This is a genomic window from Silanimonas sp. (assembly GCF_044377035.1).
Lineage (GTDB): Bacteria > Pseudomonadota > Gammaproteobacteria > Xanthomonadales > Xanthomonadaceae > Silanimonas.
In genome coordinates, this window is sequence record NZ_JBILJW010000020.1 from 17,057 (window position 1) to 38,165 (window position 21,109).

16 protein-coding genes and 1 riboswitch are annotated in these 21,109 nt (G+C 69.3%); of the genes, 12 read left to right on the plus strand and 4 right to left on the minus strand.

Annotated elements, in window-relative coordinates:
* From hflC to ACIQ6S_RS11410, 3 genes are all read left to right on the plus strand, one after another.
* Entirely contained in the window at positions 1–888 is an 888-nt protein-coding gene (gene hflC / locus ACIQ6S_RS11400) for a protease modulator HflC (RefSeq protein WP_397608471.1), read from the plus strand.
* 198 nt (positions 889–1,086) lie between these two features.
* Entirely contained in the window at positions 1,087–2,379 is a 1,293-nt protein-coding gene (locus tag ACIQ6S_RS11405; protein ID WP_397608472.1) for an adenylosuccinate synthase, read from the plus strand.
* A gap of 170 nt (positions 2,380–2,549) precedes the next feature.
* Entirely contained in the window at positions 2,550–5,822 is a 3,273-nt protein-coding gene (locus ACIQ6S_RS11410) for a two-component regulator propeller domain-containing protein (protein ID WP_397608473.1), read from the plus strand.
* A gap of 39 nt (positions 5,823–5,861) precedes the next feature.
* Here ACIQ6S_RS11410 and ACIQ6S_RS11415 read toward each other — a convergent pair whose 3' ends face one another.
* The gene (locus ACIQ6S_RS11415; protein WP_397573425.1) at positions 5,862–6,176 is read right to left on the minus strand and encodes a hypothetical protein; all 315 of its coding nucleotides are present in this window, start codon (positions 6,174–6,176) and stop codon (positions 5,862–5,864) included.
* A gap of 145 nt (positions 6,177–6,321) precedes the next feature.
* On the opposite strand from ACIQ6S_RS11415, the gene ACIQ6S_RS11420 reads away from it, so the two are divergent.
* Positions 6,322–6,924, plus strand: coding sequence for a DUF4410 domain-containing protein (locus ACIQ6S_RS11420; protein ID WP_397608474.1), 603 nt, complete (start codon positions 6,322–6,324; stop codon positions 6,922–6,924).
* A gap of 57 nt (positions 6,925–6,981) precedes the next feature.
* Here the strand turns inward: ACIQ6S_RS11420 and ACIQ6S_RS11425 are convergent, their stop codons facing one another.
* Both ACIQ6S_RS11425 and gcvP read right to left on the minus strand, forming a co-directional pair.
* Complete coding sequence (locus tag ACIQ6S_RS11425) at positions 6,982–7,209, minus strand: hypothetical protein (RefSeq protein ID WP_397573427.1); 228 nt, start codon at positions 7,207–7,209, stop codon at positions 6,982–6,984.
* Positions 7,210–7,295: 86 nt separating this feature from the next.
* Positions 7,296–10,187: an aminomethyl-transferring glycine dehydrogenase gene (gene gcvP, locus ACIQ6S_RS11430; RefSeq protein WP_397608475.1), complete on the minus strand. Its 2,892-nt coding sequence runs from the start codon at positions 10,185–10,187 to the stop codon at positions 7,296–7,298.
* A 97-nt stretch (positions 10,188–10,284) separates the two neighbouring features.
* Positions 10,285–10,386: riboswitch (glycine riboswitch) on the minus strand.
* A 252-nt stretch (positions 10,387–10,638) separates the two neighbouring features.
* Here gcvP and imuA point away from each other — a divergent pair.
* The 4 genes from imuA to ppnN all read left to right on the plus strand — a co-directional run bounded on the left by imuA (position 10,639) and on the right by ppnN (position 17,426).
* Positions 10,639–11,280, plus strand: a complete 642-nt coding sequence (gene imuA / locus ACIQ6S_RS11435; RefSeq protein ID WP_397608476.1) for a translesion DNA synthesis-associated protein ImuA — start codon at positions 10,639–10,641, stop codon at positions 11,278–11,280.
* Between the two features lie 15 nt (positions 11,281–11,295).
* Complete coding sequence (locus ACIQ6S_RS11440; RefSeq protein ID WP_397608477.1) at positions 11,296–12,765, plus strand: Y-family DNA polymerase; 1,470 nt, start codon at positions 11,296–11,298, stop codon at positions 12,763–12,765.
* Entirely contained in the window at positions 12,749–15,967 is a 3,219-nt protein-coding gene (locus ACIQ6S_RS11445) for an error-prone DNA polymerase (RefSeq protein WP_397608478.1), read from the plus strand. The genes ACIQ6S_RS11440 and ACIQ6S_RS11445 overlap by 17 nt, the downstream gene beginning before the upstream one ends.
* 76 nt (positions 15,968–16,043) lie before the next feature.
* On the plus strand, positions 16,044–17,426 hold the full coding sequence (gene ppnN, locus ACIQ6S_RS11450; RefSeq protein ID WP_397608479.1) for a nucleotide 5'-monophosphate nucleosidase PpnN: 1,383 nt from the start codon (positions 16,044–16,046) through the stop codon (positions 17,424–17,426).
* Here ppnN and ACIQ6S_RS11455 read toward each other — a convergent pair.
* A complete protein-coding gene (locus ACIQ6S_RS11455) occupies positions 17,408–18,415 on the minus strand; it encodes a sensor histidine kinase (protein WP_397608480.1) in 1,008 nt (335 codons plus the stop codon). The two genes, ppnN and ACIQ6S_RS11455, sit on opposite strands and share 19 nt — an antisense overlap.
* Positions 18,416–18,553: 138 nt before the next feature.
* On the opposite strand from ACIQ6S_RS11455, the gene ACIQ6S_RS11460 reads away from it, so the two are divergent.
* From ACIQ6S_RS11460 to ACIQ6S_RS11475, 4 genes are read left to right on the plus strand one after another with little or no spacing between them, the layout of a single operon-like run.
* Complete coding sequence (locus ACIQ6S_RS11460; RefSeq protein ID WP_397608481.1) at positions 18,554–19,126, plus strand: GspH/FimT family pseudopilin; 573 nt, start codon at positions 18,554–18,556, stop codon at positions 19,124–19,126.
* A gap of 10 nt (positions 19,127–19,136) precedes the next feature.
* Positions 19,137–19,580 carry a type IV pilus modification protein PilV gene (pilV, locus tag ACIQ6S_RS11465; protein WP_397608482.1) on the plus strand — a complete coding sequence of 148 codons (444 nt, stop codon included), beginning with the start codon at positions 19,137–19,139 and terminating at the stop codon, positions 19,578–19,580.
* Between the two features lie 23 nt (positions 19,581–19,603).
* On the plus strand, positions 19,604–20,584 hold the full coding sequence (locus ACIQ6S_RS11470; RefSeq protein WP_397608483.1) for a PilW family protein: 981 nt from the start codon (positions 19,604–19,606) through the stop codon (positions 20,582–20,584).
* Entirely contained in the window at positions 20,581–21,105 is a 525-nt protein-coding gene (locus tag ACIQ6S_RS11475) for a PilX N-terminal domain-containing pilus assembly protein (RefSeq protein ID WP_397608484.1), read from the plus strand. Before ACIQ6S_RS11470 ends, ACIQ6S_RS11475 begins: the two co-directional genes overlap by 4 nt.
* Positions 21,106–21,109 lie beyond the last annotated feature (4 nt).

The window sequence follows — 21,109 nt, forward strand, 5'->3', positions numbered from 1 at the left end:
ATGCGCCAGCTCCCCAATCTCCTGATCGCCGCCGCACTCGCCATCCTCCTGCTGATGGGCTCGGTGTTCACCGTCGACCAGACCGACACGGCCATCGTGCTGCGCCTCGGCGAGGTCGTCCGCGAGGACGTCCAGCCCGGCCTGCGCTTCAAGGTGCCGCTGATCGAGACGGTGCGCACCTTCGATCGCCGCCTGCTGACGATGACGGCCGACAACAAGCGCTACCTCACGTCCGAGCAGCAGGACGTGCAGGTCGACTACTTCGTCGCATGGCGCATCGAGAACGTGGCGCAGTACTACCGCGCCGCCGGCGGCGGCATCGAGAGCCAGGCCATCACTCGCCTGTCGCCGATCGTCGAAGGCGCCCTGCGCAGCCTGATCAACCGCAGCACGCTGCGCCAGCTCGCCGAGGCCGGTCGCCGGGATTCCACCGCCGGCCTGATCGACGAGATCAACAAGGGCGCCGCCACGCTCGGCATCAAGGTGGCCGACGTCCGCATCAAGCGCATCGACCTGCCGGATGACGGCGCGTCGGGCACCGAGTCTGTGCTGGATCGCGTATTCAACCGCATGCGCGCCGATCGCGAGGAAGTCGCCACCCGCACGCGTGCGGAAGGCAACGAGCGCGCCGAGAAGATCCGCGCCGAGGCGGACCAGCAGGCCCAGGTGATCCTCGCCAACGCCGAGCGCGATGCCGCCAAGATCCGCGGCGAAGGCGATGCCAAGGCTGCGGAGATCTATGCTGGCGCCTACGGCAAGGACGCGGAGTTCTATGCCTTCCATCGCAGCCTCGAGGCCTACCGCGGCGCGCTCGCCGACGGCAAGACCACGCTGGTCCTCGATCCGGATTCGGAGTTCTTCGAGTACTTCGAGCAGGCCCGGCGCTGAGCCGTGGCCGCCCGCCGCCCTTCGGGGTGGCGGGGGGCGGAAAAAGGGCGGATAATTTCGCAAAGCCGGGGCGCCTCAAGCGCCACCGGCTTTTGTCTTGTCTGGGGCCGGGAATGCCCGGCGCCCCGCGGCGCCGCTCCCGCCCGGCCAAGGCCCGCCCGAAAGGGCCCGCATTCCATTGAAGAGAGGGCTTCGGCCATGGGTCAGTCGGTAGTCGTTTTGGGCGCCCAGTGGGGCGACGAGGGCAAGGGCAAGATCGTCGACCTCCTCACCGAGGAGATCGGCGCCGTCGTCCGCTTCCAGGGCGGCCACAACGCCGGCCACACGCTGGTCATCAACGGCCAGAAGACGGTGCTGCACCTGATCCCGTCCGGCATCCTGCGCGAAGGCGCGCTGTGCCTGATCGGCAACGGCGTGGTGCTGTCGCCGGCGGCGCTGCAGAAGGAGATCACCCAGCTCGAGGAGAGCGGGGTCGAGGTGCGTTCGCGGCTGAAGATCAGCCCGGCGACGCCGCTGATCATGCCGTACCACATCGCGCTGGATCAGGCCCGCGAGAAGGCCGCCGGCGGCAAGGCCATCGGCACCACCGGCCGCGGCATCGGCCCGGCCTACGAGGACAAGGTGGCGCGCCGCGGCATCCGCGTGGCCGACCTCGCCTATCCGAAGGAGCTGGCCGAGAAGCTGCGCACCACGATGGATTACCACAACTTCGTGCTGACGAATTACCTCGGCGTCGAGGCGGTGGACTACCAGAAGACGCTCGACGAGGCGCTGGCGTTCGGCGCGTACGTCGATCCGATGAAGGCCGACGTGGCCGGCATCCTCCACGACCTGCGCAAGCAGGGGAAGCGCGTGATGTTCGAAGGCGCGCAGGGCTCGCTGCTCGATATCGATCACGGCACCTACCCGTACGTCACCTCGTCGAACACGACGGTGGGTGGCGCGATGGCCGGCACCGGCGTCGGTGCGGACGCGATCGACTACGTGCTCGGCATCGCCAAGGCCTACGCCACGCGCGTCGGCGGCGGCCCGTTCCCGACCGAACTCAATGACGAGATCGGCCAGGGCATCCGCGACCGCGGCCAGGAATACGGCGCCACCACCGGCCGTCCGCGCCGCTGCGGTTGGATGGACATCGTCGCGCTGAAGCGTGCGGTCGCCATCAACGGCATCACCGGCCTGTGCATCACCAAGCTCGACATCCTCGACGGGATGGAGAAGCTGAAAATCTGCATCGCCTACGAATACCGCGGCAAGCGCACCGAGTACGCGCCGCTCGACGCGGCGGGCTGGGAAGAATGCACGCCGGTCTACCTCGAGTTCCCGGGCTGGAGCGAGAGCACCGCCGGCGTCACCGAGTGGGACAAGCTGCCGCCAGCGGCCCGCGCCTACCTGCGCGCGCTCGAGGAATTGGCCGGCTGCCCGCTGTCGATCGTGTCGACCGGCCCCGGCCGCGAATCGACCATCGTGCTGCAGGATCCGTTCGCCTGATCGACAGGGCGGCGCCATGGCGCGCCGCCACATGTGCCCCCTCGCAGGGTCTGCCATGATCGGCAGGCACCTTCGACGGGGAGCACTGCGGCATGGCGGAAGCGGGGCAGGGAGCCAGCGCGATACCGGCTTCGGCCGCTGCCCAAGGCGGGCAGCGCCTGTGCCGGATCGTGGCGATTTCCGCCTTCGTCGTTTTGTCGTGTGTCCATGCCGCGCTCGCCTCGGCCGCACGCCCGTCGCCCACGCCGCCGGTCTTCCAGACCATCGCTGATGCGCGTGCCGTGCCGAACGGGGTCATCACCGCGCTGGCGGAAGACACCGACGGCCTGGTCTGGGTGGGCTCGACGAATGGCCTGCTGCGCTTTGACGGGCAGCGGGTGCTCCATGAGTCCGACCGCTCGCCGGCCTTGCCGCGGGCCTTCGTTCAGAGCCTCCACGCGTCGGCGGATGGCCGCCTCTGGGTGGGCCTGCAAGGTTTCGGCGTGTGGTGGCGCGACCCGGCGACCGGGGCCTTCGTTCGCCTGTCGCCGCCCGGCGACGGGTCGACCTATCCAGACAGCGGGCTGACGCCCCTCGCCATCACCTCGGACGGCGAGGGCGGTGCGTGGATCGCCGATGCCCGCGACGGCGCCCGGCGGATCGACGCCGAGGGGCGCTGGGTGGATGGCGTGCACCTGATGCCCGGGGAATCGGTGCGCACCATGCTCGTGGATCGCCAGGGCACGCTGTGGCTGGGCCATCGCGCGGGCCTGATGCGCCTGCACGCGGGCGCGAATGCGCCGGAGCCGGTGCCGGACTTCGAGGGGCGCTATGTCTATGCGCTCCACGAGGCGAGGGACGGGCGGCTCTGGGTCGGCACCCAGGCGCACGGGGTATCGATCATCGCGACCGATGGCGACGTGCGCCATCTGCCGCTTGCGCCGGCGCCAGACGGCGTGGGTCATCCTTGGGTGGATGGATTCGTCGACTGGGGCGAAGGGCGGATGTGGTTGTCGACCTTCGGTGGCGGGCTCGAAGTGCGTGACGCCGCCAGCGGTGCGCTGATCGAGCGCTTGCGACAGTCGCCGGGACGCGTCGGCAGCCTGGGGGTCGACCGCATCCAGTCGATCCTCGTGGATCGCGCCGACCAACTGTGGATCGCCACCTGGGGCGGCGGGCTTCAGCGTCTCCCCTCCGGGCTGCAGGCCCTCCGCTACCTGCCGGCTGGCTCCGGAGGCCTGCGGCATCCCACCATCAACGCGTCGGCGCCGCTGCCGGATGGGCGAGTGTGGCTCGCCGTCGGCGACCTCGGCATCGATGAAGTGGACACCCGCACCTTGCGCGTGCGGCGAACGATTTCCGTGGGCGAGTCCCTAGCCGATGGCACGGTGCGGAGCCTGCTTCGGACGCCGGACGGCCAGTTCTGGGCCGCCATGCAGGAAGGCGGCGTGTGGCGCGCGGCTGACGATGCCGGCCGCTTCGAACCCGTGGCCGAGGGCTGGCCCGAGCGCCGCGCCCGCACCCTGGGCGCGGCGGTCGGCGGCGGCGTCTGGGTGGGCTTGGAGCGCGGTCTGCGGCGCATTGGCGCCGACGGCGAGGCCGCTCCCCCGGAGCGTCGGGAGGATGGTCAGCCGTTCGACGAACTCGTGTGGGCCGTGCTCGAGGACGATGCCGCGCGGCTGTGGGTGGGGACGCCGTTGGGGCTCTGGTGGCGACCGGCCACCGGTGGGGTCCTGCGCCCAGCGGGAGTGCCGAAGGGCGATGCCACGCCTGCGCTCCGTGTCGGGGCGGCGTCGGGCGTGCTGCGCCTCGAGCAGGGGCCCGACGGCACGCTTTGGATGCTGGCGCGTGACGGGCTGTACCGCCTTCAGCCCTCGGCGGAGGGCGTCGAGTTCGAGCGTCAGATCGAGGCGACGGCCGTGCCGCAGGGCTTGGGCGACCAGCTCGTGGTGGATGGCGAGGGCGTGGTCTGGACGGGGCGCGTGCGCTTCGATCCGCGCGCCCGGCGTTGGCAGGCCCTCGGCCCGGCGGACGGCCTCGACGTCGCCAACCAGGTCTGGGGCGCAAGCCGTGCGATGGGCGATGGTCAGATCGTGTTCGGCACCAGCACCGGGTTGGTGTTGCTCGATCCCTCGCGATTCCGCCCATGGGCGTTCAACCCCCAGGTGGTGCTCGGCACTGTCGAGGCCGATGGTGTTGCGCTGCCGCGAGAGCCGGGAGGCTGGCGGGTGCCCGCCGGAACGCGGCGACTGGCCATCGGTTTCAGCGGTCTCGATTACTCCGACCCCGCCGCCGTGCGCTACCGCTATCGGCTCGAAGGGCAATCCGGCGGCTGGATCGCGGCCGATGCGAGCCAACCCACGGCGACCTTCGGCGGCCTCTGGCCAGGCGATTACGTGCTGGTGGTGGAGGCTACCAACCGCGTTGGCGATTGGAGCCCGCACGCTCTGGTGCTGCCGCTGATGGTCGAAGCGATGTTCTGGCAGACGCCAGCCTTCCTGCTCGCGGCCCTGTTGCTCCTGCTGCTGGCGATCGCCGGTCTGCTGCGTTGGCGCGAAGCCCTCGCAGCCAAGCGCGCGCTCCTGCTGCAGGTACTCGTGGACCTGCGCACCGGCGAGCTGGTGCAGGCCCGCGACGATGCCGAAGCGGCGCTGCAGGAACTGCGCGGTACGCAGGGCAAGCTCGTCGAGGCGGAGAAGATGGCGTCGCTCGGCCAGATGGTGGCGGGGGTGGCGCACGAACTGAACACGCCGCTCGGCAACGCGCTGGTCGTCAGCTCGACCCTGCACGAGCAGGCGCTGGGCATCACCCGCGCGGTCGACGAAGGCCGCTTGAAGCGCAGCGATCTCGACGGCTTCCTGCGCGTGCTGGGCGAAGGCAGCCAGCTCGTGGTGCGGAGCATCGGCCGCGCGCATGAGCTGGTTTCGAGCTTCAAGCAGGTTGCGGTCGACCGATCGGGCAGCAAGCGCCGCCGCTTCGATCTCGGCACCGTCGTCCGCGAGGCGCTGGAGATGGAAGCGCCGGTCCTTCGCCATGCCCGCTTCCGCGTGGCGGTGGACGTGCCCGACGGCATCGCGATGGACAGCTACCCGGGTGCCATCAGCCAGATCGTCGGCAACATGGTGAACAACGCGGCGATGCACGCCTTCGACGATGACGCCGAAGGCACGCTGCGCATCGAGGCGGTACGGTTTGGCAAGGCTGAAGGCACCGAGGTGGTGCTGTCCTTCGCCGACGACGGGCGTGGCATGGACGAGGCCGTGCGGCGGAAGGTGTTCGAGCCGTTCTTCACGACGAAGATGGGGCGCGGCGGCACGGGCCTTGGCCTGAACATCGTCTACAACCTGGTGGGCCAGCTGCTGGCGGGCAGCATCAGCGTCGAAAGCCGGCCGGGCGAGGGCACGCGCTTCGAGCTGCGCCTGCCCGTGGTGGCGCCGCCTTCGGAGCCCGACGCGGACCGTTGAGCGTTGGCGGCTCGTAGAGCCGCCGTCTTGCGATGCGTCTCAGGCGCGCTCGTTGAACAGGCTGCCGACGGCGTCCTCGCGGGCGCGGAAGGCCGCGGCATTCGCTTCGAAATCGCGCTGCCCCACGCGGGCGTCGATGGCGTCGCTGATCGCCGCCTGGTCGGTGTTGTTGGCTTCCGTGGTGCGCACGGTACGCGCCTGCACACCGCCGTTCGGGGCCTCGGACTGCTCGACGCGCAGGCGCTGGGCGCCCTCGGTCTGGCGGTTCGCGGTGTTGCTCGCGGCAGCGTCGACGCGCTGCAGCGCGACGGCCATGCCGGACTGCGAGGCGTTGGAGGAAATGCCGTTGATCATTGGCGCGGCCCTCGGGTTCGATAGGGCACCTTACGCCCGAGCGATGGCCGGAATCGTGAAGGAGCGCTGATTTCCGCTAAGGTCGCGGGGCCGTCATTCAGGACGGCGTGAACTCAAGGAGCAACAAATGAAAGCTTGGAAATTCGTGACGATCGCCGCCGTTTCGGTGATGTTGGCAGCTTGTGGCAGTACCAGCAGGATCAAGCCGAGTCAGGCGCCCGAGGGCGACGGGGCGGCCCAACCCGCCTCGCTGCGTCTGAGTCCGGCACTGGTTGAGGGGTATTCCACGGTGCAAGTGGTCGATTTCGAAGACGCGACCGCTCACGCGCGCATCCCCGAACGCCATCGCGCCGAACACATCGCCACGGTGGGGCAGGCCACGCGCGATTTCGCTGATCGCATCGCCACGGAAATCCGTGAGACCGGTGCATTCCCGAACGTGAGCCGCTCGCCGGTCGAAGGCAAGGCCTTGGTGCTTGGCGGGCGCATTACGCGGTTCAAGGAAGGGAACGGCGCGGCACGCCTGTTCATCGGCTTCGGTGCAGGCAGTTCTTTCTTCGATGCGACGGTGGTGTTGAAGGACCACGAGACCGGCCAGGTGCTCGGCGAGATCGTGGTCGACCGCAACAGCTGGCCATTGGGCGGCGTCCTTGCCGCGACTCAGACCGTCGATCGGTTCATGGCAGGCGCGGCGAAGAAGACGGCGGCCGAGCTGGACGCGCTCAAGCGGGGCGAAGCGGCCGATTGACGTCGTGCCAGGAGCCATGCCCCGCGACGCGGGGCGTGGTTTCGTCACGCGATGCCGTCAGGCGATCACGTCGAGGTTCCGGCCCAGGCGATCGGCCCGGGATTGAAGGGCGGCCGGGACGTCGACGGGATCCGCCGCCTGTCGGGGGGCGGTGGCCGCAGCCTCGATGCGCCCTGTGACCGGAGCGCGTATCGATGCTTCCGCACGAGCCGCTGTCGCCGTGGCGGCCTGCACCAGCTCGAGCGCGGAATAGGCGGTGGCGGAAGCAATCCGTTCGAGGGGCATGGGGCGGCTCCGGTGGGATCGTGCGGTGTTGGCCGGAGCGTCGCCGCCGGCCGGGACCGTTTCGTCCCGGCCGATGGCGAAGCCGGTCAACCCGCGGCCGGTTCCTCGGCGTCCTTGAAGGCTTCCACCGGGATGCAGGCGCACATGATGTTGCGGTCGCCGTAGACGTTGTCGACGCGCGCCACCGGCGGCCAGTACTTCGTCTGCTTCAGCGACGGCAGCGGGAACGCCGCCAGTTCGCGCGGGTAGCCGCGGGTCCACTCGCTGGCCGTCACCACCATGGCAGTGTGCGGGGCGTGCTTCAGCGGGTTGTCCTCGCGGTCGAGGCGGCCGTCCTCGATGGCGCGGATCTCGTCGCGGATCTGGATCATCGCGTCGACGAAGCGGTCGAGCTCGTGCAGCGATTCCGACTCGGTCGGCTCGACCATCAGCGTGCCGGCCACCGGGAAGCTCAGCGTCGGCGCATGGAAGCCGAAGTCGATCAGGCGCTTGGCCACGTCCTCGGCGCTGATGCCCGTGCTGTCCTTGATCGGGCGCAGGTCGAGGATGCACTCGTGCGCGACGAGGCCGTTGCTGCCCGAGTACAGCGTCGGGAAGTGCGGCTCGAGGCGCTTGGCCACGTAGTTGGCGTTGAGCAGCGCGACCTGCGTGGCGCGGCGCAGGCCTTCGGCGCCCATCATCACGATGTACATCCAGCTGATCGGCAGGATGCTGGCCGAGCCGAAGCTGGCGGCCGACACCATCGGGCCGTCGCCGACGCCGGCGGTGCGGAAGCCGTCGGTCGTCAGCGCGCCCGGCAGGTACGGCGCGAGGTGCGCCTTCACCGCGCAGGGGCCGACACCGGGGCCACCGCCGCCGTGCGGGATGCAGAAGGTCTTGTGCAGGTTGAGGTGCGAGACGTCCGAGCCCCATTTGCCGGGCTTGGCCACGCCGACGATGGCGTTCATGTTGGCGCCGTCGGTGTACACCTGCCCGCCGTGGGCGTGGATGATCTCGCAGATCTCGACGATGGCTTCCTCGAACACGCCGTGCGTGGACGGGTAGGTGACCATCAGCGCGGCGAGGTTCGCCGAATGCTTCTCGGCCTTGGCGCGCAGGTCGGCGACGTCGACGTTGCCGTCCTTGTCGCAGGCCACGACCACCACGTCCATGCCGACCATCTGCGCCGAGGCCGGGTTGGTGCCGTGCGCCGATTCCGGGATCAGGCAGATGTGGCGATGGCCTTCGCCGCGGGCGCGGTGGTAGCCGCGGATGGCCAGCAGGCCGGCGTACTCGCCCTGCGCGCCGGAGTTCGGCTGCAGGCTCACGGCGTCGTAGCCGGTGCACTCCACGATCATCGCTTCGAGCGTGGTGATCAGTTCGCGGTAGCCCTCGGCCTGCTCGGCCGGGGCCAGCGGGTGGATGTTGGCGAATTCCGGCCAGGTCACCGGGATCATCTCGGCCGTGGCGTTGAGCTTCATCGTGCACGAGCCCAGCGGGATCATCGTGCGGTCCATGGCGAGGTCGCGGTCCGCCAGCGTTCGCAGGTAGCGCAGCAGCTCGTGCTCGCTGTGGTGCGTGTTGAACACCGGGTGCTGCATGAAGGCCGAGGTGCGGCGCAGGCCGGCGGGCAGGGCGTCCGGGGTGCTGGCGTCGGCGGCATCGATGTCGGCGACGGTTGCGCCGAACAGCGCGGCGAGCGCAGCGATGTCGTCGCGGGTGGTGGTCTCGTCGAGGCTGATGCCGACGCTCGTCGCGTCGATCGCGCGCAGGTTGATGCGCGCGGCCTTGGCCTTGGCGTGCAGCGCGGCGGCATCGACGCCGACCACGTGCAGGGTGTCGAAGAAATCGGTGCCGACGGTCACGCCCTTCGCACGCAGCGCGGAAGCGAGGATCGCGGCGAGGCGATGTACGCGCGTGGCGATGCGGGTGAGGCCTTCCGGACCGTGGTAGACGGCGTACATCGAAGCCATCACCGCCAGCAGCACCTGCGCGGTGCAGATGTTCGAGGTGGCCTTCTCGCGGCGGATGTGCTGCTCGCGGGTCTGCAGGGTGAGGCGGTAGGCCGCGTTGCCCTGGGCATCGACCGAGACACCGATCAGGCGGCCCGGCATCGAGCGCTTGAAGGCGTCCTTGCAGGCGAGGAAGGCGGCGTGCGGGCCGCCGAAGCCGAAGGGCACGCCGAAGCGCTGGGTGTTGCCGACGACGATGTCGGCGCCCCATTCGCCCGGGGCCTTGATCAGCGTCAGCGCCAGCAGGTCGGTGGCGACGGCGACGAGGCCGCCCTTGGCATGGATGGCGTCGGCCAGCGCGGCGTAATCGTGGATCTGGCCGACGGTGTTCGGGTACTGCAGCAGCACGCCGAAGACGTCGGCACCGGCGGCGTCCGCCTCGTCACCGATGACCACCTCGATGCCGATGCCGTCGGCGCGGGTGTGCAGCAGGGCGAGCGTCTGCGGGTGAACGTGCTTCGAGACGAAGAAGCGGTTCGACTTCGACTTCGCCGAGCGCTTGGCCAGCGTCATCGCCTCGGCGGCGGCGGTGGCCTCGTCGAGCAGCGAGGCGTTGCTGATCTCCATGCCGGTGAGGTCGGTCACCATGGTCTGGAAGTTGATCAGCGCCTCCATGCGGCCCTGCGAGATCTCGGCCTGGTACGGCGTGTAGGCCGTGTACCAGGCGGGGTTCTCGAGGATGTTGCGCAGGATGACGTTCGGCGTGTGGGTGCCGTAGTAGCCCTGGCCGATGAAGTTGCGGAACACCTGGTTCTTGTTCGCGATCGCGCGGATCTTCGCGAGCGCCTCGACTTCCGTGACCGGGGCGGGCAGGGCGAGCGGCTGCGTCGAGCGGATCGAGGCCGGCACGATGGCGTCGGTCATCGCCTCGAGCGAGGGCTGGCCGACCACCTTCAGCATGTGGGCGATCTCGGCCGCGTTGGGGCCGATATGGCGCTCCAGGAAAGCGTCGTGGTGCTCGAGGGCGCGAAGCGAAGGCGTGGTCATGGCGATGTCCGGAGGTTGAGGAGGTTCGTCCGGCCACCGCGCTTGCATGCGCGGTGGCGCTCGAAGGGTTCGCTGCTTCCGCAGCGAAAAATCCCCTTCTCGCCCCTCTGTCCTTCTGCCTGAGAGTTTGCAAAGCCGGAATCGCGCTTCGCGTGCACCTTCGGCGCCGGATTCAACCGGTCTCTCCAGAGTTGCTCGCGCGCGACGGTACGGGGGCCTGAGCGATTACGGGCGTTGCGCCTTCGGCAGCGTGGGTACCGGGCCGAGGCCCGTTTCCATCGCTTCTCCCGCCGCGAGCAAGAGCCCGTGGAGTATAGCCGTCGGTACCCGTGACGGGCTGGTCGCGAACCCTGAGACAGGCATCGATTCCCATCGGCAGGCGCCGGCCCGCCGGCTTCACGATAACCACATTTTTGTGTGGTATTTTCCTCTGCCGGATCGGTGACCTGCCATGCCTGCCGCCCTTGCTTCCCTCGATACCTTGATCCACGAGCGCCGCCTGTGGCCGGCCGCGGGGCAGGCGGCCGGGCGGCCGGGGGAGTCCACCGGCCATGCCCCTCTCGACGCCGCGCTGCCGGGCGGCGGCTGGCCCGGTGCGTCACTGCTGGAGCTGCTGCTGCCGGTGGATGGCGTGGGTGAACTGCGCCTGCTGCTGCCCACCCTGGTGCGGCTCGCGCGGCAGGGCCGAAACGTACTGATGGTGGCGCCGCCCTACCTGCCGTATGCGCCGGCGCTGGTCGCGGCTGGCCTCGATCTGGCGAAGCTGCGCGTGGTGCGGGCCGAGGGCCGCGATGCGCTGTGGGCGGCCGAGCAGGGCCTGCGTTCCGGGGCCTGCGGCGCGGTGCTGTGCTGGCCGCAGGGGGCGGATGACCGCGCGCTGCGTCGGCTCTCGGTGGCGGCCGAGCAGGGCGACGCCCTCGGCTTCGCCTTCCGGCCTCTGCGTACCTTGCCGCAGCCGTCGCCGGCGGCCTTGCGGATGGAAGTGATGCCCGGCGATCGCGTGCGCCTGCACAAATGCCGCGGCGGGGCCGTGCCGGCCGCGCCGGTGGCGTGGGGCGCCACGCCCCGTTCCGCGCTGCGCGCCGTGCACTGAGGTTCCGGCGTCCCCATGCCCGCCAGCCCGCCGTCCTTCCGTCCCGCCTCGCCGTGGTGGTGTGCCTTGCACCTGCCGCAGCTGGCGCTGGATGCCGAAGCGCGGCACCGACGCGCGCTGCAGGCCTTCGACGACGCCTTGCCTTGGGCGCTGACCGACGGGCCGCAGCAGCGCCGCGTCCATGCCATGAATGCCACTGCCCGCGCGCAAGGCGTGCACGCCGGGCAAGCGGTGGCCAGCGCGCAGCTGCTGTGCCCGGGGCTCGCGCTGAGTGCCCACCAGCCGGTGCGCGACGCCGCGCTGCGCGAGTGGCTGGCCGCTTACGCCTACGGCTTCTCGGCCGAAGTGAGCCTGCGCGAGCCCGACACCGTGCTGTTCGAAGCCGGGCGCTCGCTCGGCCTGTTCGGGCCATGGCCGCGCTGGCAGCAGCGATTGCGCGATGAACTCGCCGGCTATGGCGTGCAGGTGCGCATCGCCTGTGCCCCCACGCCGCTGGCCGCGCGCGGATTGGCGCGGGCGCACGACGGCCTCGCCGTGGCCGACGCCACCCAGCTGCAGCGCCTGCTGGCGCGCCTTCCGCTGGGCTTGGCCGGCCTGCCCGACGACGCCTTGCGCCTGCTTGAACGCAGCGGCTTCAAGCGCTTGGGCGACGTGCTGGCCCTGCCGCGCGCCGCGCTGGCGAAGCGCATCGGCCCGTCGGTGCTCGATCGGCTCGACCGCCTCGTCGGCCGGGCGCCCGATCCGCTTCCGTTGTACGAGCCGCCCACGCGCTATGCCGCGCGTCTCGATTTCGACCACCCGCTCGCCGACGCGACGGTGCTGGTGTTCCCGCTGCGCCGCCTGCTGCAGGAGTTCGCGCTGTTCCTCGTGCAGCGCGACGGCGGCGTGCCGGGCTTCCGGTTGGTGTTTGGCCACGAGGATGGCGTCGCCCCGACGCGCCTCGAAGTGCGGCTGGCCGCGCCGGAACGCGATGCTGCGCGGTTGTTCGACCTCGCGCGCTTGAAGCTGGACAGCGCGCGCTTGCCGGCGCCCGCGGTGAGCCTCGGCCTCGAGGCGGACGACCTGCCCGGCTTCCATCCCGAGCATCGCGATCTGTTCGACGCACGAACGCGCAGCGGCGATGCCGGCCTGCTCGACAGCCGCCTGCGCGCGCGGCTCGGCGATGCGGCCGTGCAGGCGCTGGCCGTGGTCGACACGCATCGCCCGGAGGCCGCCTGGTGCTGGGTCGACACGCCGCGCACGCGCCTTCCGGTGCTGGCCGAGAGCCCGCGGCCGCTGTGGCTCATCGACCCGCCGATCATGCTGCGCGAGGTGGTGGAGGCGGTGCTGGCCGGCCCGGAGCGCATCGAGACGGCGTGGTGGGACGACGAGCCCGTGCGCCGCGATTACTACCGCCTGCGAACCCTCAGCGGGCAGGAGGCCTGGGCGTTCCGGCCGGTAGGCGGCGAGGGCGGGCCGTGGTGGCTGCATGGCTGGTTCGCCTGAGGGCCGCGCGACGAAGGCCGCGCTCACCGACTACGCCGAACTGCACTGCCTCTCGGCCTTCTCGTTCCAGCGCGGCGCGTCCACGGCACTGGAACTGTTCGAGCGTGCGAAGGCGCTGGGCTATCGCGCGTTGGCGATCACCGACGAATGCAGCTTTGCCGGTCTCGTGCGCGGGCTGGAGGCCAGCGAGGCCACCGGCCTGCCGCTCATCTGCGGCACCGAAGTACAGCTCGCCGACGGGCCGACGCTGGTGCTGCTGGTCGAATCCACGCGGGGTTACGAGCGGCTTTCCGCGCTGATCACCACGGCGCGGCGGCGCGCGGCGAAGGGCAGTTACGCGCTGCATCGCAACGATCTCGAGGCCGCGTTTGGCGAGGGCACGGACGAGGGCGGCGACGGTGTGCTGGCCCTGTGGTTGCCGACGCGGGACGACCTCGGTTTGGGTGATGCCTCCAGCGGGTCGCGGGATGCGCCGGACGCCACGGTCGCGTGGCTCCGCGCGCGGTTCCCCGATCGCCTCTGGCTGGGCGCGCAGCTGCATCGCGGCGCCGACGACGATGCGCGTCGCACCGCCATCGCCGCGCTGGCCGCCCACTGTGGCCTCCCTGTCGTTGCCTGCGGTGACGTGCACATGCACCTGCGTCGCCGTCGCGGCCTGCAGGACGTGCTCTGCGCGCTGCGCCACCGCGCCACGCTGCGCGAGGCCGGGCGTCGTCTGTTCGCCAACGGCGAGCGCCACCTGCGCACGCGGCAGGCGCTGGCGGCGATCTTCCCGCGGGCGTGGCTGGAGGAAAGCGTCGCCATCGCCGCGCGCTGCCGGTTCCATTTGCGCGACCTGAAGTACGACTACCCCTGTGAACTGGTGCCCGAAGGCGAGACCCCCTCGAGCTGGTTGGCGACGCTCACCTGGGATGGCGCGGCGCTGCGCTGGCCGGAGGGCCTGCCGGAGAAAGTGCGAGCGCAGATCGAGGCCGAGCTCGCGCTGATCGCCGAGCTGAAGTACGAGGCCTTCTTCCTCACCGTGCACGACCTCGTGGTGTTCGCGCGTTCGCGCGGCATCCTCTGCCAAGGCCGCGGCTCGGCGGCGAATTCGGCGGTCTGCTACGCGCTCGGCATCACCGCCGTCGACCCGGCGCGCGCCAATCTGCTGTTCGGACGCTTCCTCTCGAAGGAGCGCGACGAGCCACCGGACATCGACGTCGATTTCGAGCACGAGCGCCGCGAGGAGGTCATCCAATACGTCTATGCCAAGTACGGCCGCGAGCGCGCGGCGCTGGCCGCGACGGTCATCACCTATGGGCCCAAGAGCGCGCTGCGCGACGTCGGCCGGGTGATGGGCCTGCCCGAGGACCAGCTCGCCGAGCTCTCCGCCGCGGTCGGCCACGCCGAGGACTTCGAGGTATGGAAGGCACGCTGTCGCGAGCGCGGGCTCGATCCCGAGGGCCGGCTTCTGGCCAAGGTGCTGATGCTGGCGCACGAACTGCTCGACCACCCGCGGCACCTGTCGCAGCACGTCGGCGGCTTCGTCATCAGCGATGCGCCGCTCTCGCGGCTTGTGCCGGTCGAGAACGCCGCGATGGCCGATCGCACCATCATCCAGTGGGACAAGGATGATCTGGAAACGCTCGGCCTGCTGAAGGTCGACGTGCTGGCGCTGGGCATGCTGAGCGCGATCCGCCGCTGCCTCGACCTGCTGCGCGCGAACGGCCGGCGCCACCTCGAACTGGCCACGATCCCGGCGGAAGACGCCGAGACCTACCGGATGATCCAGCGCGCCGACACGCTGGGTGTGTTCCAGATCGAGTCGCGTGCACAGATGACCATGCTGCCGCGCTTGAAGCCGCGCACCTTCTACGACCTCGTCATCGAAGTGGCCATCGTCCGGCCCGGCCCCATCCAGGGCGGCATGGTGCATCCCTACCTGCGGCGCCGGCAGGGCATCGATCCGGTGCTCTACCCGTCGAAGGCGCTGGAAACGGTGCTCGGCCGGACGCTCGGCGTGCCGTTGTTCCAGGAGCAGGTGATGGAGATCGCCATGGTCGCCGCCGGTTACACCGCGGGCGAAGCCGACGGGCTTCGTCGCTCGATGGCGGCCTGGAAGCGCCGCGGCGGCCTCGAGCACCACCGCCAGCGCCTGCTGGCCGGCATGGCCGAGCGCGGCTACCCGCCGGATTTCGCCGAGCAGATCTTCGAACAGGTGAAGGGCTTCGGCAGCTACGGTTTCCCGGAATCGCACGCCGCCAGTTTCGCCCTGCTCACCTACGCGAGCTGCTGGCTGAAATGCCACGAGCCCGCGGCTTTCGCCTGCGCCCTGTTGAACGCGCAGCCGCTGGGCTTCTACACCACCGCCCAGATCGTGCAGGACGCGCGTCGCCAAGGCATCGCGGTGCGGCCGGTGGATGTGCGCTTCAGCGGGGTCGAGTCGTCGCTGGAGGCGGCAGACGGGCAGGGTGGAGCCGAGGTGCCGATGCCGCAGCCCGCGATCCGCCTCGGCCTCCGCGAGGTCGGCTCGCTGCCGCGCGAGGCCGCCGAGCGCGTGGTCGCGGCCCGCCTCCGCACGCCGTTCCGCGACATCGAAGACCTGTGCCAGCGCGCCGATCTCGACGAACGCGCCCGCGCTGCGCTCGCCGAGGCCGATGCGCTGCGTGGCCTCACCGGCCACCGTCATCGCGCCCGTTGGGCCATGGCCGGGGTGGAGGAGGGCACGCTGCCGCTGTTCGCCGGATTGCCCGCCGCCGACGAAGGCCGGCTGGTGATCCGCCCACCCACGGCCAGCGAGACCACGCTCGCCGATTACGCCAGCACCGGGCTCACGCTCAACGCGCATCCCATGGCCCTGCTGCGGCCGCAGCTGCGCGCCCGCGGTTACCTCGACCATCGCGCCCTGCATCGGCTCACCGCGCCGCGCCGCACGCGCACCGCCGGCCTCGTCACCCTGCGGCAGCGCCCGCAGACGGCGAACGGCACCTGGTTCCTCACCCTCGAGGACGAGCATGGGCTGACGAACCTGATCTGCTGGCGTGCCGTGGTCGAACGCTACCGGCGCGCCATCGTCGAATCGCAGCTGCTCGGGGCGCGCGGGCGCTGGGAGGCGCACGAGGGCGTCACGCACCTGATCGTCGAGCACGTGGAGCCCCTCGATGACCTGCTCGCCACGCTCGACGGCAAGCCGCTGGTGGTCGAGCACCGCAGCTTCCGCTAGCCCTGTTTCCGGTATGCCTCCCCGTTCCCCGAGGGCTGATAGAGTCGGCGGTCCAATGAACACGACAGACCACCCGATGAGCGACACCTACGCCCCCCTGCCCACCGTCAACGCCCGCATCAGCCCGCGTGGCGGCCTCGACATCCTGTCGCGCGCCGAGATCGCGCGCCTGACCGACGCCACCCAGGGCAGCGGCCTCAGCGAGACCCTGCGCCGCTGCGCGCTGGCCGTGCTCACGGTCGGCTCCGATTCCGACGATCCGCGCGCCGCGTCCGCGCGCTATCCCGATTTCCAGATCGAGGTCCAGCAGATGGACCGCGGCATCCGCCTCGAGTTGAAGAACGCGCCGGCGCTGGCCTTCGTCGATGGCGAACTGATCCGCGGCGTCGCCGACCTGCTGTTCGCCGTCGTGCGCGACATCGCCTACACGGCCATCGAGGTGCAGAGCGGCCAGTTCGACTTCGAGACCTCCGAGGGCCTCACCAGCGCGGTGTTCGAGATCCTGCGCAACGCCCGCGCCATGCGCCCGCACCAGGACCCGAACCTCGTGGTCTGCTGGGGCGGCCACTCGATCGGCCGCGAGGAATACCTCTACACCAAGAAGGTCGGCTACGAGTTGGGCCTGCGCGGCCTCGACATCTGCACCGGCTGCGGCCCGGGCGCGATGAAGGGCCCGATGAAGGGGGCGACGATCGCCCATGCCAAGCAGCGCCAGCGCAATCCGCGTTACATCGGCATGACCGAGCCGGGGATCATCGCGGCGGAATCGCCGAACCCGATCGTCAACCAGCTGGTGATCATGCCGGACATCGAGAAGCGCCTCGAAGGTTTCGTGCGCCTCGGGCACGGCATCATCGTCTTCCCGGGGGGCGTCGGCACCGCCGAGGAAATCCTCTACCTGCTGGGCATCCTTCTGCACCCCGACAACGCCGGCGTGCCGTTCCCGCTGGTGTTCACCGGCCCGAAGGCCTCGGCGGCCTACTTCGAGCAGATCGACCGCTTCATCCGCCTCACGCTGGGCGACGAGGCGGCGAAGCACTACACCATCATCGTCGACGATCCAACGGCCGTCGCCAAGACGATGAAGGACGGCATGAAGAAGGTGCGCGAGCACCGCATCGCCAACCGCGACGCCTTCTTCTTCAACTGGACGCTGAAGATCCCATTCGCGTTCCAGCAGCCCTTCGAGCCCGACCACGCGGCCATGGCCGCGCTCGACCTGCACTTCGGCCGTCCGGTGCACGAGCTTGCCGCCGATCTGCGCCGCGCGTTCTCCGGCATCGTCGCCGGCAACGTGAAGGAGCCGGGCATGCGCCGCATCGAACAGCATGGTCCGTTCGAGATCCACGGCGACAAGGCCATCATGGCCAGCCTCGACGACCTGCTGCGTGCCTTCGTCGAGCAGCGCCGGATGAAGATGTCCGGCGAATACAAGCCCTGCTACCGCGTGGTGGCCTGAGGCGGAAAGGGCAAGACGGCGGTGGCGACAAAACGGTCGCTGCCGCGTTCGACCACCAGTCTGCCGGGCAAGGGGCGCCTCCGCTCCAGGCGCTGCAGTGTTGCTGCGAGGCCGATCTGATGGCCGCGATGTTTGCGTTCCGTGGCGTTGGCCGTCGACACGGGGTTCGAGACGCGGATGCTCAAGTCCGGTCCCTCCATCGTGAACTCGATCGAGATCGAGCCACCCTCCCGAAGCGGCTCGATCCCATGCTGGACCGCGTTTTCCACGAGGGATTGAAGCAGTAGCGCCGGTAGTGTCAGGTGCAGTGGTGGATCGCCGTGCCAATCCACGCGAAGACGGTCGCCCAGTCGTGCACCCTCGATGTCGAGATAGGCGCGTGTGATTGCGAGCTCGTCCGCGATGCTCCAATCCTGTTCACCCGCCAGCGACGCACGGAAGAGATCGCTTAACGACAGAAGGACCCGTTCTGCTTCAGTCGGCGATTTCTGTAGGAGGCTGATCGCGGTATTGAGTGTGTTGAACAGGAAATGCGGCCGGACGCGGGCTCGAAGTGCGTCGCTCTCCGCTTGTTCCGCACGGAGCCGTTGTTCCTGCAGATTCATCAGCGCGACGAGAAGGGCGATGCCCACGACGCCTGCGACCATGGCGACTCCCATGAAGGGCATCACGTAGTTGCTGAAATCCTCGCGATGCCCTGCCCAAGAGAGCCAGGCCCCGGCCCCGGCCCCGACGGCCCCAGCTACCGCCACGAGGATCGCGGGCAACGCCCATATGGCCAGTCTCAGGGGAAGTTGCGACAGCGGCTCGCGCAAAGCGTAGGCCGCGGCCAGCGAACCCAAGAGTGTCCATTGCACCAAGAAGGAAGCGAGGCCGAAGTAGACGAGCGGATCGGCGGAGCGCCCCGGTGGGAGGGCCAGCACCAAAGCGAAGGCTTCACCGACCAAGATGACGGCGGCGAGCCCCTTGGGGCTCCAGAGAATGGCCATCGCGTCACGAAACAGAAGCGGGGAGGCGCCCCTGCGCTCCTTTCGATCGCCCGATCCTGCCATTCATCGGTCTCCGCTTGCCCTGCCGGTGCGGCATCCACCTAGTATAGGACTGCAAAAACTCCGAGGCCCGCCCCAATGCCCCCTGTCGCTCCTTGGTCTCGATCCGCGGGCATCACGCTGATCGAAGTTGCCATCACGGTGACCATCTTGGCCATTTTGGCGGCTGTCGCCTTGCCGGCGTTCAGCAATGTCATTCTCGCCAACCGGCTGGCGGCGGGCGCTAATGAGCTGGTCGGAAGTCTCCAGATCGCCCGCAGCGAGGCCATTCGTCGTGGTTCGCGCGTCGTTGTGTGTGCCAGTGCCACGGGGAACAGTTGTGGCGGCACTTGGTCGAACGGCTGGATCGTTTTCGAGGATAGCAATCGCGACAGCGCGGTGTCCGGTGGCGAGACCGTGCTCCGATCGCAGGTCGGCTTGAGCGGTCTCGAGGTTCTATCCAGTTCCAACATCGGTGCGGCGGTGGTCTTTCGCCCTGACGGGATGGCACGCCAAGCGACAGGTGCGCTTCTCGCGGGTCGCATCAGTGTTTGCAAGGCGGCAACCGGCGTTCCTCAGAATGTGCGGCAGATCGAGATTGCCGCGGGAAGTCGCATCGGCGTCTCCAAGGTCACGGGCTCTGGCACGTGCGCGACCCCTTCGAACCCCTAAGGACCCTGCAATGAAGAAAGAGATGCAAGGACGTCAGGGTGGTGCCTCGCTGATTGAGGTCATGATCGCTGTGCTGATCATGTCGATCGGCCTGCTCGGTGTTGCCGCGATGCAGGCGACGGCACTGAAGAATAGCCAGAGCGCGCTCGAGCGTAGCCAAGCGGTGATCGAGTCGTATGCGATCCTCGACGCCATCCGCGCGAATCAGGAAGCGGGGCGTAATGGTTCCTACACGCGGGGCATGACGTGCTCCGCACCGGCCGGTGCGGATCTCGTGAATGGCGATCTTGGCCGCTGGATCACTTCGATGAAGGCGAGTCTTGGTGCGGATGCCTGCGGTGCCGTCAACTGCGTCGCTGCAACGCGCACCTGTACCGTGACAGTGCGTTGGAATGACAGCCGCGGCACTGGGGGTGCTAGTGCACAGGAAGTCGTGACGGTGGGGAGGATCTGATCATGCGTAGGCACCACCAGCGGATGGACGGCTTTTCTTTGATCGAGCTGATGATCGGTATGTTGCTGGGCCTGATCGTCACCGCGGCGGCCATCGGCATCTTCACGAGCAACAGCAATACCCAGCGAGCGACAGAAAGCCTCGGACGAATCCAGGAGAATGCGCGGGTCGCCTTCGAGCTGATGGCCCGTGATGTTCGCGAAGGGGCGGGGAACATCTGCTCCCGCAACCTGCCTTTAGCCAATGTGTTGAGCAACGCCGGTACCGTCTGGTGGTCCTCGGGCCCCGCGATCCAGGGTTTCGACGGTGGCCAGCCCTTTCCAGACGCGGGGTTCGGTGCCGCGGCAGGGCAGCGCATCAACGGGACCGACGCGATCCAACTGGTGTCGACCTCGGGCTCGGGCTTCACCGTCGCTTCCCACAACCCCGCGCCAGCCACTGCGCAGTTCACGTTGAACACGGCTGCGCACGGATTGGTGGCTGGAGACATTCTGATCGCCTGCGACACGCGCCAGGTCTCCATCTTCCAGATGTCGTCGGCGGCCGTTACGCATGCCGATACCGCTGGCACGCCCGGCAACTGTACGACCGGCCTGGGTTTCACGGACCCGATCGATTGCTCGGGCGTAGGCCAGCAGTACCAGTTTGGTGCCAACGCCCAGGTGGCCCGTCTTCGAGCAGTGCGCTGGTACATCGCCAACAACGGCCGAGGTGGTCGTTCGCTCTATCAGGCGGCGCTGCGCAATGGCACGGGAACGCCGGGAGTGACCGTTGAGGAGGTGGCCGAAGGCGTGACCGACGTGCAGTTCGAGTACTTGCCAGTTGATGCCGCCGCTTATGTCGCCGCAACGGCAGTGACCGATTGGGCGCAGGTTGCCGGCGTCCGAATCACGGTCACGCTGCGTGGTGGGCAAGGGGCGATCAACGAGAACGTTGGCACCGATGGCGCGACCCTGCAGCGCCAGTTCTCCCATGTGGTCACTCTGAGGAACCGTCTGCCATGAATTCCGCCTCTCGCCACCAGAAGGGCGTTGCTCTCTTCGTGGTGCTGATGCTGCTGCTCGTTGTCACGATCCTCGGGTTGTCGAGCCTTCGCAGCACCGTGATGGAAGAGCGCATGAGCGCGAACATGTTCGATCGCAGCTTGGGGTTCCAAGCCGCCGAATCGGCGCTTCGCGAAGCTGAAGCGCGGGTCGCGCTCGCGGCGACCCGCGCGGCGGTACCGGGTTCCGGTTGCGCAGCGGGCTTGTGCGCCACGCCCGCCGGTAGCGATACCGAGCGATGGCTGGATTCCGGTTTCGCGGCCTGGCTCAACGCGACGGTGGCAACCGCACCTGCCGCTTCCGGCGCGCCGCAATACGTTGCTGAAGCGATGGGCAACGGCAGCAATTGGGCCGGATGCGACCGCATCGAGCCCCGCGATCCGCTCTGCGAGTCGCCGCGATTCCGCATTACCGCCCGCAGTGGTGCCGCCGGCACCGACCGTGCCCAGGTCATTCTGCAGTCCTACGTTGCTACGCCCTGATCGG

Bases quoted from the DNA above. Each gene is read 5' to 3' on its own strand.
- hflC (WP_397608471.1), top strand. From the start codon at position 1: ATGCGCCAGCTCCCCAATCTCCTGATCGCCGCCGCACTCGCCATCCTC.
- ACIQ6S_RS11405 (WP_397608472.1), top strand. From the start codon at position 1,087: ATGGGTCAGTCGGTAGTCGTTTTGGGCGCCCAGTGGGGCGACGAGGGC.
- ACIQ6S_RS11415 (WP_397573425.1), bottom strand. From the start codon at position 6,176: ATGATCAACGGCATTTCCTCCAACGCCTCGCAGTCCGGCATGGCCGTC.
- ACIQ6S_RS11425 (WP_397573427.1), bottom strand. From the start codon at position 7,209: ATGCCCCTCGAACGGATTGCTTCCGCCACCGCCTATTCCGCGCTCGAG.
- gcvP (WP_397608475.1), bottom strand. From the start codon at position 10,187: ATGACCACGCCTTCGCTTCGCGCCCTCGAGCACCACGACGCTTTCCTG.
- imuA (WP_397608476.1), top strand. From the start codon at position 10,639: ATGCCTGCCGCCCTTGCTTCCCTCGATACCTTGATCCACGAGCGCCGC.
- ACIQ6S_RS11440 (WP_397608477.1), top strand. From the start codon at position 11,296: ATGCCCGCCAGCCCGCCGTCCTTCCGTCCCGCCTCGCCGTGGTGGTGT.
- ACIQ6S_RS11445 (WP_397608478.1), top strand. From the start codon at position 12,749: ATGGCTGGTTCGCCTGAGGGCCGCGCGACGAAGGCCGCGCTCACCGAC.
- ppnN (WP_397608479.1), top strand. From the start codon at position 16,044: ATGAGCGACACCTACGCCCCCCTGCCCACCGTCAACGCCCGCATCAGC.
- ACIQ6S_RS11455 (WP_397608480.1), bottom strand. From the start codon at position 18,415: ATGGCCATTCTCTGGAGCCCCAAGGGGCTCGCCGCCGTCATCTTGGTC.
- ACIQ6S_RS11460 (WP_397608481.1), top strand. From the start codon at position 18,554: ATGCCCCCTGTCGCTCCTTGGTCTCGATCCGCGGGCATCACGCTGATC.
- pilV (WP_397608482.1), top strand. From the start codon at position 19,137: ATGAAGAAAGAGATGCAAGGACGTCAGGGTGGTGCCTCGCTGATTGAG.
- ACIQ6S_RS11470 (WP_397608483.1), top strand. From the start codon at position 19,604: ATGGACGGCTTTTCTTTGATCGAGCTGATGATCGGTATGTTGCTGGGC.
- ACIQ6S_RS11475 (WP_397608484.1), top strand. From the start codon at position 20,581: ATGAATTCCGCCTCTCGCCACCAGAAGGGCGTTGCTCTCTTCGTGGTG.